10 protein-coding genes and 3 pseudogenes are annotated in these 13,438 nt (G+C 69.3%); 5 read left to right on the top strand and 8 right to left on the bottom strand.

All coding sequences use genetic code 11. The features are described 5' to 3' along the window. Positions 1-536 (top strand): annotated as a pseudogene (locus tag ACJOT3_RS24570) (serine/threonine protein kinase); the annotation flags it as partial. Positions 537-563: 27 nt separating this feature from the next. On the opposite strand, the gene ACJOT3_RS24565 reads toward ACJOT3_RS24570, so the two are convergent. Then, the gene (locus ACJOT3_RS24565; protein ID WP_406975458.1) at positions 564-1,916 is read right to left on the bottom strand and encodes a replication-associated recombination protein A; all 1,353 of its coding nucleotides are present in this window, start codon (positions 1,914-1,916) and stop codon (positions 564-566) included. 63 nt (positions 1,917-1,979) lie between these two features. Next, positions 1,980-3,890 (bottom strand): SpoIIE family protein phosphatase, encoded by a 1,911-nt coding sequence (locus ACJOT3_RS24560; RefSeq protein ID WP_406975460.1) that lies wholly within the window; start codon positions 3,888-3,890, stop codon positions 1,980-1,982. Positions 3,891-4,532: 642 nt separating this feature from the next. Here ACJOT3_RS24560 and ACJOT3_RS24555 point away from each other — a divergent pair. Together ACJOT3_RS24555 and ACJOT3_RS24550 are read left to right on the top strand one after the other, a co-directional pair. Then, positions 4,533-5,216, top strand: a pseudogene (locus tag ACJOT3_RS24555) (CHAT domain-containing protein); the annotation flags it as partial. 68 nt (positions 5,217-5,284) lie between these two features. Continuing rightward, entirely contained in the window at positions 5,285-5,449 is a 165-nt protein-coding gene (locus ACJOT3_RS24550; protein WP_406975457.1) for a hypothetical protein, read from the top strand. Positions 5,450-5,484: 35 nt separating this feature from the next. Here the strand turns inward: ACJOT3_RS24550 and iscB are convergent, their stop codons facing one another. Together iscB and ACJOT3_RS24540 are read right to left on the bottom strand one after the other, a co-directional pair. Further along, complete coding sequence (gene iscB / locus ACJOT3_RS24545; protein WP_406975459.1) at positions 5,485-6,780, bottom strand: RNA-guided endonuclease IscB; 1,296 nt, start codon at positions 6,778-6,780, stop codon at positions 5,485-5,487. A 375-nt stretch (positions 6,781-7,155) separates the two neighbouring features. Then, entirely contained in the window at positions 7,156-7,452 is a 297-nt protein-coding gene (locus ACJOT3_RS24540) for a hypothetical protein (protein ID WP_406975456.1), read from the bottom strand. A 117-nt stretch (positions 7,453-7,569) separates the two neighbouring features. On the opposite strand from ACJOT3_RS24540, the gene ACJOT3_RS24535 reads away from it, so the two are divergent. Next, positions 7,570-8,406 carry a helix-turn-helix domain-containing protein gene (locus ACJOT3_RS24535; RefSeq protein ID WP_406975455.1) on the top strand — a complete coding sequence of 279 codons (837 nt, stop codon included), beginning with the start codon at positions 7,570-7,572 and terminating at the stop codon, positions 8,404-8,406. After that, a complete protein-coding gene (locus ACJOT3_RS24530) occupies positions 8,403-8,609 on the top strand; it encodes a DUF397 domain-containing protein (RefSeq protein WP_406975454.1) in 207 nt (68 codons plus the stop codon). The genes ACJOT3_RS24535 and ACJOT3_RS24530 overlap by 4 nt, the downstream gene beginning before the upstream one ends. A gap of 54 nt (positions 8,610-8,663) precedes the next feature. On the opposite strand, the gene cmoA is transcribed toward ACJOT3_RS24530, so the two are convergent. The 4 genes and pseudogenes from cmoA to ACJOT3_RS24510 form a co-directional block, all read right to left on the bottom strand. Then, positions 8,664-9,389 (bottom strand): carboxy-S-adenosyl-L-methionine synthase CmoA, encoded by a 726-nt coding sequence (gene cmoA, locus ACJOT3_RS24525; RefSeq protein WP_406975453.1) that lies wholly within the window; start codon positions 9,387-9,389, stop codon positions 8,664-8,666. Next, the gene (locus ACJOT3_RS24520) at positions 9,382-11,208 is read right to left on the bottom strand and encodes a ThiF family adenylyltransferase (protein WP_406975452.1); all 1,827 of its coding nucleotides are present in this window, start codon (positions 11,206-11,208) and stop codon (positions 9,382-9,384) included. The genes cmoA and ACJOT3_RS24520 overlap by 8 nt, the downstream gene beginning before the upstream one ends. Next, positions 11,209-12,978 (bottom strand): aspartate--tRNA ligase, encoded by a 1,770-nt coding sequence (gene aspS, locus ACJOT3_RS24515; protein WP_406975451.1) that lies wholly within the window; start codon positions 12,976-12,978, stop codon positions 11,209-11,211. Positions 12,979-13,341: 363 nt separating this feature from the next. Then, positions 13,342-13,438: pseudogene (locus ACJOT3_RS24510) on the bottom strand (MBL fold metallo-hydrolase); the annotation flags it as partial.

Below are 13,438 nucleotides of genomic sequence, written 5' to 3'. Positions count from 1 at the left end.
CCGGCGTGCTGGCCGTGGTGCTGGTGGGCGCGGGCGTGTGGGGGGTGTCCCGGCTGGTGGGACCCTCCGACGACGACGCGCTGGTGGCCGACACCGCCCAGGAGGAGCCCTCGCCCAGCCCCGCTCCGGAGGAGGAGCCCCTGACGGTGGTGGTGCGGTTCGACCCCGCCGAGCAGGAGGACGTCGTCGAGGGGCCGTGGGTGTACACCCCGGTGGACCGCGAGGACGAGCCGGAGCGCGGCCAGGGCGTGCCCACCCACCAGGACTGGGCGGCGCAGTGGTCGGAGGCCGGGGAGTCGGCGGCCGCCGTGATCGACCCCGAGGCCGAGGTGCTGTGCGCCAAGTTCTGCGCCGCCCCCGACCACGTCTTCCTGGACGAGGAGGGGCGCGGCACCTGGGAGCTGACCGGCCGGGACTTCATCGACTACCTGTCGTGGGGGCCGGTGGTGATCGTGGAGGTCACCTTCTCCGAGGAGGAGCCCGCCGAGGGTGAGCCGCGGGAGATCGTCCAGGTAACCGAGCTGTTCACCGACTAGGCCGGCGACAGGTTCACAGAAATCGGATCAGGGGTCCTGTGCGTCGGGCCGTCCGCCGCGCAGGACCCCCTTGATGCGGCGCAGCACCTCCGAGACGCGGCGTTCGGCGCCGTGCTCGGTGGGGCGGTAGTACTCGCGGCCCACCAGGCCCTCGGGGGCGTGCACCTGGGGGGCGACGCCGCCGGGGTGGTCGTGGGCGTAGAGGTAGCCCTTGCCGTGGCCCAGGTCCTTGGCGCCCTTGTAGTGGCCGTCGCGCAGGTGGAGCGGGACCGGGCCGGCGTGCCCGGCGCGGACGTCGGCGATGGCCTCCCCGATGGCGGTGATCACCGCGTTGGACTTGGGGGCCACGCTGATGTGGATGACGGCCTGGGCCAGGTTGATGCGCGCCTCGGGCATGCCGATGAGCTCGACGGCCTGGGCGGCGGCCACGGCGGTCTGGAGCGCGGTGGGGTCGGCCATGCCGACGTCCTCGCTGGCGTGCACGACGATGCGGCGGGCGATGAACCGGGGGTCCTCCCCCGCCTCGATCATGCGGGCCAGGTAGTGCAGGGCGGCGTCGGGGTCGCTGCCGCGCATGCTCTTGATGAACGCGCTGACGACGTCGTAGTGCTGGTCCCCGGAGCGGTCGTAGCGCACGGCGTGGCGGTCCACGGCCCGTTCGAGGTGGGCGGCGGTGATCTCGACCGGCTCGGCGGCGGGCGGTCCGGCCACCAGGGCGGCGGCCTCCAGGTAGGTGAGGGAGCGGCGGCCGTCGCCCCCGGCCAGCCGGACCAGGTCGTCGGCGGCCTCGGCGGTGAGCGTGTAGCGCCCGTCCAGGCCGCGTTCCTCGGTGAGCGCCCGCTGGAGCAGGACGTGCACGTCGGCGTCGTCCAGGGACTCCAGGGTGAGGAGCAGGGAGCGGGACAGCAGCGGGCCGACGACGGAGAAGAAGGGGTTCTCGGTGGTGGCGCCGATGAAGCTGACCCAGCGGTTCTCGACGGCGGGCAGCAGCGCGTCCTGCTGGGTCTTGTTGAAGCGGTGGACCTCGTCGACGAACAGCAGGGTGCGGGTGCCGTTCATGCCCATCCGGCGGCGGGCCTCCTCGACGACCGCGCGCACGTCCTTGACCCCGGCGTTGACCGCGGACAGTTCCACGAAGCGGCGCTTGGTGGCCTTGCTGACCACGGTGGCCAGGGTGGTCTTGCCCGTCCCGGGCGGGCCCCACAGGAACACGGACATGGGTGCGTCGTCCTCGACCAGGCGGCGCAGCGGGCTGCCCTGGCCCAGCAGGTGGCGCTGGCCCATCACCTCGTCGAGGGTGCTCGGCCGCATGCGCACGGCCAGCGGTTCCTGTCCCTTGGCCGCCTCGGCCCCGGCATCGTCGAACAGAGTTGCAGACACCCGTCCAGGGTAGGCGGTGGCGGCGACGTTCGCGGCCGGTACGGCGCGGCGACCCGCGGCATCTCAGGCGGCGGGGTGGCGCATCCGGGCGATGAGCAGGGCGATGTCGTCGCCGCGCCCGGCGGGGGCCATCTCGGCCAGCACGTGGGCGGCGCCCTCGGGGTCCTCGCAGTGCTCGGCCAGGGCGGCGCCGACCTTGTCCAGGCCGTCCTCCATGAGCACGTCGGTGCTCTCCACCAGCCCGTCGGTGCACAGCAGCAGGGTGGTGCCCGGGTCCAGGGTGCGGGTGGTGACGGGGTAGACCGTGTCGGGCATCACGCCCAGCGGCGGCCCGGTCTCGGGCCCCCACACCTCGTAGCCGTCGGCCCCGGCCAGGACGGCGGGCGGCTGCCCGGCCCAGGCGGCCTGCATGGCCCCGGTGGCCCGCTCCAGGACCAGGTAGCCGCAGGTGGCGAAGACGATCTCGCCGGTGTCGGTGAGCAGCCGGTTGGTCTCGCCCAGGACGACGCCGGGGTCGGACTGGTTGCTGGCGTAGGCGCGGAAGGCGGCGCGGATCTGGCCCATGGCGGCGGCCGCCTCCACACCGTGCCCCTGGACGTCGCCGACCAGCAGGCCGACCCGGCCCTCGGGCAGTTCGACGACGTCGTAGAAGTCGCCGCAGATGCGCCAGTCGGCCCGGGAGGGCAGGTACTTGGTGGCGATGTCCAGGTCGGGGAAGCTGGCGACCTGGCGGGGCAGCATGCGCCGCTGCACGGCGTCGGCCAGTTCCAGTTCCGCCTGCTGGGCCTTGATGCGCTGGAGCGCCTGGCCGGCCAGGCCGGCGAAGGTGAGCATGAGGGCGCGCTCGTCGCGGCTGGCGTGGTGGGGGCGGTCCCACACCATCTGCCAGACGCCCAGGGCGACCTTGCCGTCGCCGAAGATCGGCACGGTCGCCCAGGCCTGGGCCTTGGAGTCGTTGTGGCGCATGAGGTCGACGGCGGCGGGGAAGCGGCTGACGACCTCGGCGCGGCTCTCGAAGAAGCGGGGCTGGCGGTCCTGGACGACGGCGCCCATGGGGTAGTCGGTGTCGTAGGCGCTGCGGCCGTCGATGAGGGCGTTGTTGCCGTGGCCGCGGGCGCCGGGCGAGGTGCGCAGCACCCCGTCCTCGACGTACAGGGCCAGGGCCTTGAAGCCGCCGAAGATCGGCAGGAACTCCTCGTTGAGCAGGTCCATGACCTTGTCGACGGTGGTGGCCGAGACGAGCTTGGACGACAGCTCGGTGACCAGGCGCCCGTGCTCGGCCTCGGTGCGGCGGCGGTCGGCCAGGCGGCGCACCAGCTGGACGTGTTCGGTGACGTCGTCGACGATGCCGACGAGGCGGTCGGGCTCGCCCGGCACGAACCGGGCGCGCACGTGCAGGGACCGCTCGTCGCCCAGGCGGTCGAAGACCCGGAAGCGCTGCTCGTAGTCGCGTCCGGCGAAGGAGGCGGCCATGGCGTCGCGGACCCGGGCGATGTCGTCGGGGTGGACCCGTTCCAGGATGCGGTCCAGCTCGCGGTCCTCCCCGGCCAGCAGCGAGCCGAGCGGGGTGGGGCCGAACAGCTCGTGCAGCCGGCCGCTGCCCAGGTCCAGGCTCCACAGGACGGAGTCGGAGTTGTCGGTGCGCAGCTCGCCGATGACCCGCAGGTCGGTCTCCTCGGTGGACAGCACGTGCACGAGGACCACGGCGGAGCCGGCGTCCGCCGGCAGCACCTCGACCTCGGCCAGGCGGGCCGTCTTGGCGGTGACGGAGATCCGCAGGCGGCGGCGCGGCCGGCCGTTCGGGGAGGTGCGGTGGGCGAGGGACTCGTGGTGGAAGCGGGCGGCGCGGCCGTCGTCCCCGTCGAACAGGTCGAACCAGCGGCGGCCGGCCAGGTCGTCGGCCGCGCGGTCGACGAGGGCGCTGAAGGCGTGGTTGGCATGGCGGATCGAGCCGTCGGACGCGGTGAGCGCCATGGGCTCGGGCGCGCGAAGGAACGCCCCGGCGAGCGCGCCCTCCGAACCACCGCCTACAGCACGTTCTTCGTTCACGGACTCAATCCTCATGTCGTCTCGGACGTCACACCCGTGCCCGGGCACGGTCACCCCTGCGGACATTCCGATTCGGCTCATTCTAGTGTCGGGGGCGGGGCGGTCTCCGGGGAGCACCCGCGGGCGGCCGGCTCCGCCGCCCGTGCGCACCACCCGCGCGACCTCGTGCGATACGGGTCGGTGCGGGCCATCGGCATGGGGGTGTTCGGCGTACACCGGGCCACGGGCCGATAAGGACCGGTCCCGGGACACAAATCGTTACGCTCGCGTGACTCGATGGCGCAGAAGGCACTTCCCATCACCTTTTCCGCCCACCGATGCGACGAAGCCCCCGTCGTACCGTGCGGCCACTCCCGAGGACGCCGGTACCTGGTGGTGGGGAAGGGTGATTCGCCCCCAACCGTAGGGGATGTGAAGGCCGGGCGCATCCACAGGAGTCACACGAGGCCATGTTCGGCCAGGTTTTTCCGGGAAAGCCGAGGAATTCCATCCCATAGGTCACCTATGACCGTTTTGCGTGGCCACTGAAGCCCCAAAGGCCGACCGATCCGGACGGCAGATCCTAAAGTGGAAACGTGTCGGATATACCCCCTTCCGAAGACGCGTTGGCCGACTTCTGCGCCGATCCTCCGCGTTCGCGCAGGCTGCTGCGGGGGCCCGTGGGACGGGCGCGGCGCGACCTCGTGGAGCGGATCGTGGCCGCCGCCCGGGAGGGCGCACCGGTCGCGGACCTGCTCACCGAACCGGACCCGCCCCGGCCCGCCGGGGACGGGGGCCTCCCCCGACGCGGGCGCGCGCCGTGTACACCGAGGCCCTGAGCCGGCTGCGCCGGGAATCGGCCGCGCTCCCCGACGGCTCCCCGGAGCGGGCCGCCGCGGCCAGGGCGCTGGCCCACGCGCTGTTCGAGGCCTCCCCGCCGCTCGGGGGAGAGCTCCTGGACGAGGCGCCGGGGCTGGTCCGCGGCCTGGAACCCACCGGCGCCTTCGAGGACCTCTCCTGCTCCAGCGGTGGCGGTCCGCCGTCACCCACCGCGTCCGCGACATCGGCTGGGGCGCGGACTCGGTGTCCCTGGCGGAGTCCTCGCCCGCGCACTTCGCCTGCCGCACGGTCACCGATCCGGTCGACCCCGCCGTCGGCCACCTGCTGCTCCACGACGGGCCGCTGCGGCTGTCGGAGATCTCCCGGCTGGGCCTGACCGGCGCCGAGCTCGTGTACCTGTCGGCCTGCGGCACCATGCGCGGCGACCGGCGGACCGGCGGAGCGGCGAACAGACGATCCACCCGGCGGCGGCGCTCCAGCCGGCCGGGTACGGGCAGGCGGTGGGGACGCTGTGGGAGATCGGGGACGGGTTCGCGGCGGCCGCGGCCGCCGACTTCTACCGCGAGCCGGGCGCCGTCACCCTGCACAACGTGGTCCGCAGGATGCGGCACGGCCTGCCCGACCGGGCGGCGGCGTGGGCGTCGCTGGTCCACGCGGGGGCGTGAGGCGGTGACAGTGGCTGCACCGGATCTGGTCGGGACTACGCGCCTCGGGCCTCGGGTTCCCAGGAGTACGAGTAACCGTCGGCACGTTGCAGAAGCCGAACACGATGATGGCTCACCGAGCCCACGAAGGCGTGTTCGGACCGAAGACTGAACCGCCCGGTGGTACGAACCGCCACTCGGCCGACATGGGTACCGACGTTCGCGCCCCGGGGAATGACCGCCCGGACGAGATCCCCCGTGGTGAAGCCGAAGAAGCGCTTTCTCCGGGGCAGGAGCAAGCGCGGAAACCCGTACCTGTCACTGCGCGTACGGCAGTGGGTGCCCCGCCCGGTACACCCGGCGGCCAACACCCTGGACACGACCTCCGTGACCGTATCGACCTCACCGACCACCAGGGCGTCCAGAGTGTGCGACTTGGCGACCCCTGTACGGGCACGGTTCCATCTCGTACGTCCGCCCGTCGCCGTGCTGGCGGGCACCCGGCGTGCGACCTCTCGCAACAGGGCCCTGCGCACGGACTGCACCGCCGCCGCGTCCCGGAGGGACGGTTTCAGACCCGAGAGAATTCTCTTGAGCAGCCGGGGACGATTGCGGAGGAAGTCCTCCACGCGGCTCGCGCCCTTCGCCTGGTTGCAGGGTTCGCAGGCGATCGTCAGGTTGTCCGGTCGATCCGAGCCGCCGCGCGAGCGCGGTCTGATGTGTTCGACAGCGAGCGGGACCCCTCGCCCGCCGCAGTACGCGCAACGGCGGTCCCACACATGGAGGAGGTACTCCCGGATCTCGTAACCGCGGAGGGTGCCCTGCTGGTATTCCCGCCCCGACAGGGCCCGCCCCTCCGACAGGACGTGGGTGTCGAAGAGGTTCTCCTCAACGTGTGCGGCGTGTACGGGCGCCCACCGGGTCATCCGTTCCACCCAGGAGAGCGTAGTGACCACCCGGTGCCCCAGGCTCGGCGGCAGCCAGCCTTTGCGCCTGGCGCGATTGGAGAAACGGGGAGCGCGATAACGCAGGTTGCGGAACCTCCGGCTGCGCCGGTAGGAGGAGCGCTGTTCCATTTTCTGCCGGATACGGGTTCCCCGGTGGTCGAGGCGCAGCCCGAAACGGCCGCGCCGCTCACCGGAGCGGGAGGTGAACACCATGATGCCCGTATGCCTGGACCCCGGGTCGATTCCCAGTTCCACTCCGTCCACCTGAGATCGGGAGGCAAGGCGGTCCTTCAACCGGATGACGAAAGGGGTGTGACGGTGGACAACAGCGCGCCCCTTTGCCAGGAGCTTTCTCGCCCTGGCCGGAGGGCAGGGCTGAAGCGGAGTCCCGTGTGCGTCGAGCACGAACACATAGGGATGCACCTCACGGTGCGCCTCCCCGGCCCTTTCGGGCGCGGGGGTGACGCCGGGGCCGCCGGGTGCGGCAGCCACGGTCTCACCTCGCACATGTCCCGTACCGGCTGCCGCGTCGCGGCCTCCGCATCCCGTTTCGTCCCCGGCCGCGGGGTTGTCTGCTGATGCGGATTCCAGAGCGGGCCGCTGGTGAAGCACGGCCCGGTGGGTCTTCCCACCTGTACGGAACGTAGCCAATCGGGTCACCCTCCCATCAGATCGGCTGGTGCTGGCAACGGCGGATACCGTCCACCTCCACGGTGGGGATCACCGTCCTCACGGACGGTCGGCCCCGCTGCGCACGGAGTCTCGATGCGCCCCGGGTGCTCAGGCGGATTCGATGCTGAAAACCCCGGTGCTGCGGTTGAGTACCGCTGCACCGCTCCACAGGAGCATTTCCTCGCGGAAGCAGCATCCCTCGTCGCCGTCGGGGCCGAGTTCGACGTGGACGCCGCTGTACAGTCCGAGCTCGAAACCGCGGGAGAGTTCGTCGATCATCCAGCGGTACAACGAGTCCCCGTCGGGGAGATCCCTGTCGAACCGGTGGACGGCCAGGGTCGGGAAAGCAGGAGCGGCGCCCGGCGTGGAAGAGGTACGTACGGCATGGAGCAGGAAGGCGTTCATGCGCGATCACTCCTCACGGAAAAGATCCAGAACTCAACAATAACATGGAATATTCCAGATGCTGTAAGATTCCATAAGAAGGAATCTTCCATAAGATCGACATTTGGGACATCCAACATGGCGCAGCCCAATATCCGCCGCCATCGGCTCGGCCGGAAACTCGCAGAACTTCGCAAAAAGGCCGGATTCACCCAGGCCCAGGCCGTGGAACACCTGGGAACCCTCCAGGCGTCCCTGGCCCGCTACGAACGGGGCGACCGCACCCCGCGACGTACGACCATGCAGCAGCTCTTCGAGCTGTACGGGGTCGACACCGAGGAACGTGAGGAGGTGATGGCCCTCTACCGGCTCGCCGAGCAACCGAGCTGGTGGTACCCCTACCGGGACCTTCTCCGCCCCGAGTACGCGGCACTGCTCGATCTGGAGGTTGACGCCGCCGAGATCCGGACCTACCAGGTGGTGGTTCCGGGCCTCTTCCAGACTCCCGAGTACGCTCGCCAGATCCTCCTGTACGGCCCGCAGGAGATCGACGACGAAGAGGTGGAACGCCGTCTGGAGCTGAGGCTCGCCCGCAGGCAGATCCTGAGCGGGGAGGACAGCCCGCGTCTGCTCGCCCTCATGGACGAGGGGGCACTACGCCGGGTCGTCGGCAACAAGCGGGTGATGCGCGAACAGGTCCGGCACCTGATCGACTCCTCCGCACGGGCACAGGTGTCGATACAGATCGTGCCCTTCAGTGCCGGCGCCCACCCGGCCGCCGTCGGCGGACTCACACTGCTGGACTGCGACGACCGCCGGGTGGTCTATGTCGACACCACCGTCGGAGAACTTTTTCTGGACAAGTCCACCGAGGTCACCACGGCCGCGCGGGTCTTCGAGAGCCTGCTGGGCTTCGCGCTCAGTGTGAAAGAATCCCGTGAGCTGATGGAGAAGTACGCCGAGGAGTACGCGTGAGGATCAAGTCGAGCTTCAGCAGCCAGCAAGGGGAATGTGTGGAGGTCGAGCAGGTCGGCGACGAGTTCCATGTGACGGACAGCAAGCACCCCGAACGCCACGCGCACGTCTACACCCGCGGCGAGTGGCGTGCCTTCCTCCAGGGCGTTCGCGACGGAGAGTTCGACTTCGACGTCTTCACCGCGGAAACCGCGCAGAGCTGAGGGCCGACCGCCGGTGGCGGGGGTGCCCCTCTGCGGCGCATCACCCCCGCCCCGTCACCTCACAGCGATGTAGACCGCGAAGTTGTACCAGCGGAAGACCTCGTCCACTCGGGTGAAACCGGCTTTGGACAGGGCTTCCCGGTTCTCGGAGACCCGGTACGGGACCAGGACGTTCTCCAGTGATTCGCGCTTTCTGGCGATCTCGCTACGGGAGTACCCGCTGCGTTCCTTGTGGTCGTGGTAAAGGTCGATGTAGAGGCGGGCGAGCCCGGGATCGTCTCCGAGGACCTTCTCCCCCAGGATCAGCGCTCCCCCCGGCTCCAGCGAGTCATGGATCTTCGCCAGAACGGCGTCCCGCTGCGGGGGCCGCACGAACTGGAGCGTGAACAGCATGATCACCACCCGTGCTTCGGGAAGCCCGGGAATGTCCTCGATCGGGGTTTCCATGAGGTCGAAGCGGTGGCCGAACCCCGCGGCCCGCACTTTGGCCTGGCAGTGCTCACGCATAGCGGGCGAGGGTTCGACCCCGATGAACCGTGTCCCCGATGCCGCGTCCACCTGCTCCATGAGGTGCATGAGCGTGTTACCGGTGGAGCAGCCGATGTCGTAAACGCTGCCATTACCACTGAGAAAACGCAGCGCCAGCTCGACCGTCATGCGCTGGATCTCCGTGTAGAGCGGGACGCTGCGGCCCACCATGTCGTCGAAGACACTCGCCACGGTCTCGTCGAAGACGAAATCGCCCACCGGCGCCGACGCCGCGAAGACCTCGTCACGCATCGGCGGCCCGTTCCACAACGATGACGACGAAGTAGGGGATGCGGCTGGACTTGTCGAAGAGGACCGGAAGCCGTTCCCGCACCTCGGCGTCCGGCTCCGGTTCCAGCACCCTGCGGACGAGCATTCCCTGGCTCAGCAGTTCCTCGAAATACCGCGACAGAGTCCGGTGGTAGGTTTTGACCCCGCGCAGCCGGACATCCCCTCTGTGGTCCTCACGGCTCTTCACGCACTCGCCTTCGAGGAAATAATCGTCCACGACATAGTGCCGGTACTCCCACCCGTGCGGTCCCGGCACCTTGTACCAGCCTCCCCGGTCCTTCACCGGATGGGGAAGGGACAAGACCAGGTGGCCGCCAGGGCGGACGGATGACCGGAGGAGATGTACGGCCTCCCGCAGGTCAGCGATGTGGTCGAGAACGTTGAGGCAGTAGACAACGTCGTAACGGCCCTGGACCTCGTCCAGAGCCTCCAGGCCCCGCGGAATGACCCGCACCCGATCACCGTGCCCTTCGACACGCTGTCGGAGGAGATCGGCCATCCGCCGGTCCGGCTCGTAGGCATCGACGCGGGCGCCCAGATCGGCAAGCCGGTCCGACAACTGTCCGGCACCCGCACCCACGTCGGCCACCGACCTTCCCCGCACCGGCTCGATCAGGGTCGGCACGAGCGGGTCGAGCAGAAGCGCGTTGAAAGAGCGTTCCTCCCGCTCCTGCGCGTACTGGTCGGCGATACCCTCCCACGCGACGTCCCGATCCTGCGCGGGCTTGCCGCACACGGAGCAGTCACCCATCGCGGTGAACTCCTCCCAGACCGGATCATAGGTCCGAGAGTCGATGAGCAGGCGTTTGCCCAGGGTCGCCACCGGAAGACCGAGCGCCCAACGAAGCGCCTCGTTCGCCTGGGCGGCCGCCACGAACGCGTTGAGCGGGCCGAAGCTCGGAGCCTGCCAGTGCGGGTTGAGTTCGCGGGACGGATCGACCGTGGTCGTGCTCGGCCCCCGTGCCCCGTTCGTTTCGGGGAGGCTCTCGGCCTCCTCCCGAATGCAGGAGAAGCAGGGAGTCCTGGGCGGGAGGAGCAGGGGGCCGATACTGCCGTGGCCTTCGATGTACCCCGAGGCGCTGAAAGGTATGTTCGCCGCCTCACAGGCCCGGCTGGCCCAGAGATGCACGTCTGCCGGACGGTCTGCGGACAGCAGGACGATATCGGAGTGCGCGGCCACACGCTCCGCCAACGCCGGAGAGGCGAACGGCTCCGGAATGGCGATGATGTCCAGATCCGAGCGGAGGGCGGTCAGGCGCGCAGCGGCGACGTCCACCTTCCGCTCGCCTACATCCCCCTCGGCGAAAAGGGTCTGCCGCGTGAGATTGGAAAGCTCCACCCGGTCGCCGTCGGATATGACCAGGCGTCCCACTCCGGCGGCGGCGAGGTGCAGAGCCAGGTGAGTGCCGATGCCGCCCATGCCGATCAGCCCCACGGTGAGCCCGACGAGGCGTTCCTGTGCTCCCTCGTCAACACCCATGAGCTGATAGAAGAGGCCGTGGCGGTCGTACCGGCCACGGCCTTCGGGAGCGGGAACGAGAATACGGGCGTCTTCCAGGTCCGCGATGAGCGTCTCGGATTCGGCTCGTGACCACCCCGACAGCTCGGCCGCCACCCCTACCAGTCGTTCACGGTCCGCCGGTTCGGCACACTCCCTGAGCAGGGAGGGTAGGAACTCAGGAGTTTCATCCACATGCACGGCCACCGGGGGAAGTGTCCCCAGCCGGAGGCCGCCGTCGGTTTCGCGAATCGAGAGGTAGGGGGGCAGCCAGAGTTTCATCTACTTCCTTTGCTCTCCCGGGGGGAGGACCGACCGGACGTGGACGTCGCGCAGTTGCTTATCGGAGACAACGGAGGGCGCGCCCATCATCAGGTCCTGGGCGTTCTGGTTGAGCGGGAACGCGATGGTCTCGCGGATGTTGGGCTCGTCGGCCAGGAGCATGACGATGCGGTCCACACCCGGGGCGATGCCGCCGTGCGGCGGGGCGCCGAACTTCAGGGCCTTGAGCATGCCGCCGAACTCGGACTCGACGGCGTCCTTGTCGTACCCGGCGATCTCGAAGGCCTTGTACATGATCTCGGGCGAGTGGTTCCGGATCGCGCCCGAGGACAGCTCCACACCGTTGCAGACGATGTCGTACTGCCAGGCGAGGATGTCCAGCGGGTCCTGGGTCTCCAGGGCCTCCAGGCCGCCCTGCGGCATCGAGAACGGGTTGTGGCTGAACTCGATCGTGCCCTCGTCCGAGCGCTCGAACATCGGGAAGTCCACAATCCAGCAGAACCGGTAGACCTTCTCCTCGAAGTGCCCGGCACGCTTGCCCGCCTCGACCCGGACCGGGGCCATGATGCGGTTGATCTCCGCCTCGTCCTCGCTCGCGCAGAAGAACAGGCCGTATCCCGGACCGGCGCCCAGAGCGGACAGCAGCTCGTCGGAGACCTCCGTGACGAACTTGGCGATGGGTCCGGTCAGCTCGCCGTTCTCCCCGACCTTCAGCCAGGCCAGGCCCTTGGCTCCCTGCTCGACCGCGAAGTCGCCGATGCCGTCGAAGAACTTGCGCGGCTGACCGCCGACCTCGGGCACCGCCAGGGCACGCACCTTCTTGCCCGCGAAGGCCCGGAAGTCGGTCTTGCCGAACAGCTCGGTGACGTCCTGCATCTTCATCGGCACCCGCAGGTCCGGCTTGTCCGTGCCGTACCACTGGAGAGCGTCCCGGTAGGCGATACGCGGGTACGGGGAGGTGATCTCCCAGCCCTGGGAGAACTCGCGGAAGACGTCGGTCATGACCTTCTCGATGACCTCGAAGACGTCCTCCTGCTCGACGAAGCTCATCTCGACGTCGAGCTGGTAGAACTCGCCCGGCGAGCGGTCGGCTCGGCTGTCCTCGTCGCGGAAGCAGGGCGCGATCTGGAAGTAGCGGTCGAACCCGGCGATCATCAGCAGCTGCTTGAACTGCTGCGGCGCCTGCGGCAGGGCGAAGAACCTGCCCGGGTGCAGGCGGGAGGGCACCAGGAAGTCGCGGGCGCCCTCGGGGCTGGAGCTGGTGAGGATCGGGGTCTGGAACTCGTTGAAGCCCAGCTCCGTCATCTTCTGGCGGATCGAGGCGATCACCCGTGAGCGCAGCATGATGTTCTCGTGCATCCGCTCCCGGCGCAGGTCCAGGAAGCGGTAGGTGAGGCGGCGCTCCTCGGAGGTGTTGTCCTCCGGGAAGACGGTGAGCGGAAGCTCCTCGGTGGTGCCGAGCACCTCCAGTTCGGCGGCGTCGATCTCGATCTCGCCGGTGGGCAGGTTCGGGTTGACGTTCTCGCTGCTGCGGGCCGTCACCTCACCGGAGACACGGATGACCGTCTCCTTGGAGATACGACTGAGCTGCTCGAACACCGGGGATTCAGGGCGGGCCGTGAGCTGGGTGATGCCGTAGTGGTCACGCAGGTCGACGAAGAGCAGACCGCCCAGATCGCGGCGGTTGTGCACCCAACCGGACAGGTTGACCTGCTCTCCGACATGCTCCTTGCGGAGCTGACCACACGTATGAGTCCTGTAACGATGCATGAGTTACCAAGTCCACTAGCTACACGGCTGGGTGAGGGCGCCGGGAGACCGATTCAGGTCCCGGACGAGGGCACTGCATGGCCCTGAACATCTGGAATCCTACCGGCAACACCACCACCCGGCCTCCTGATTGCGGCCTCGGCGAACCCCCGGCGGACGGGGGCCCGCCTCCGTGTCCGCTAGTTGGCGACGACGGTGGTGCTGCCCTTGACCTTGCGGACGGGCGTCATGGTGATGCGCCTCATGGACCACTCCTCTGGTTCGGTCGAGCCGCCGCAGCAGGCGACACGGTCAAGTTACGCCGAGTAGGCGGACTATTCCAGGGAGCGGCAGGAAACCACATCTCCGACGATAGGTTCCGGGTCAACCGGCGATATCGCGCAGGTACGGATTGGTGGCGCGCTCGCGGCCCACGGTGGTGGCCGGGCCGTGGCCCGGCAGGACGCGGGTGTCGTCGTGG

Source organism: Nocardiopsis protaetiae (genome assembly GCF_045446735.1).
Lineage (GTDB): Bacteria > Actinomycetota > Actinomycetes > Streptosporangiales > Streptosporangiaceae > Nocardiopsis > Nocardiopsis protaetiae.
This window is presented reverse-complemented; position numbering and strand designations above follow the sequence as displayed.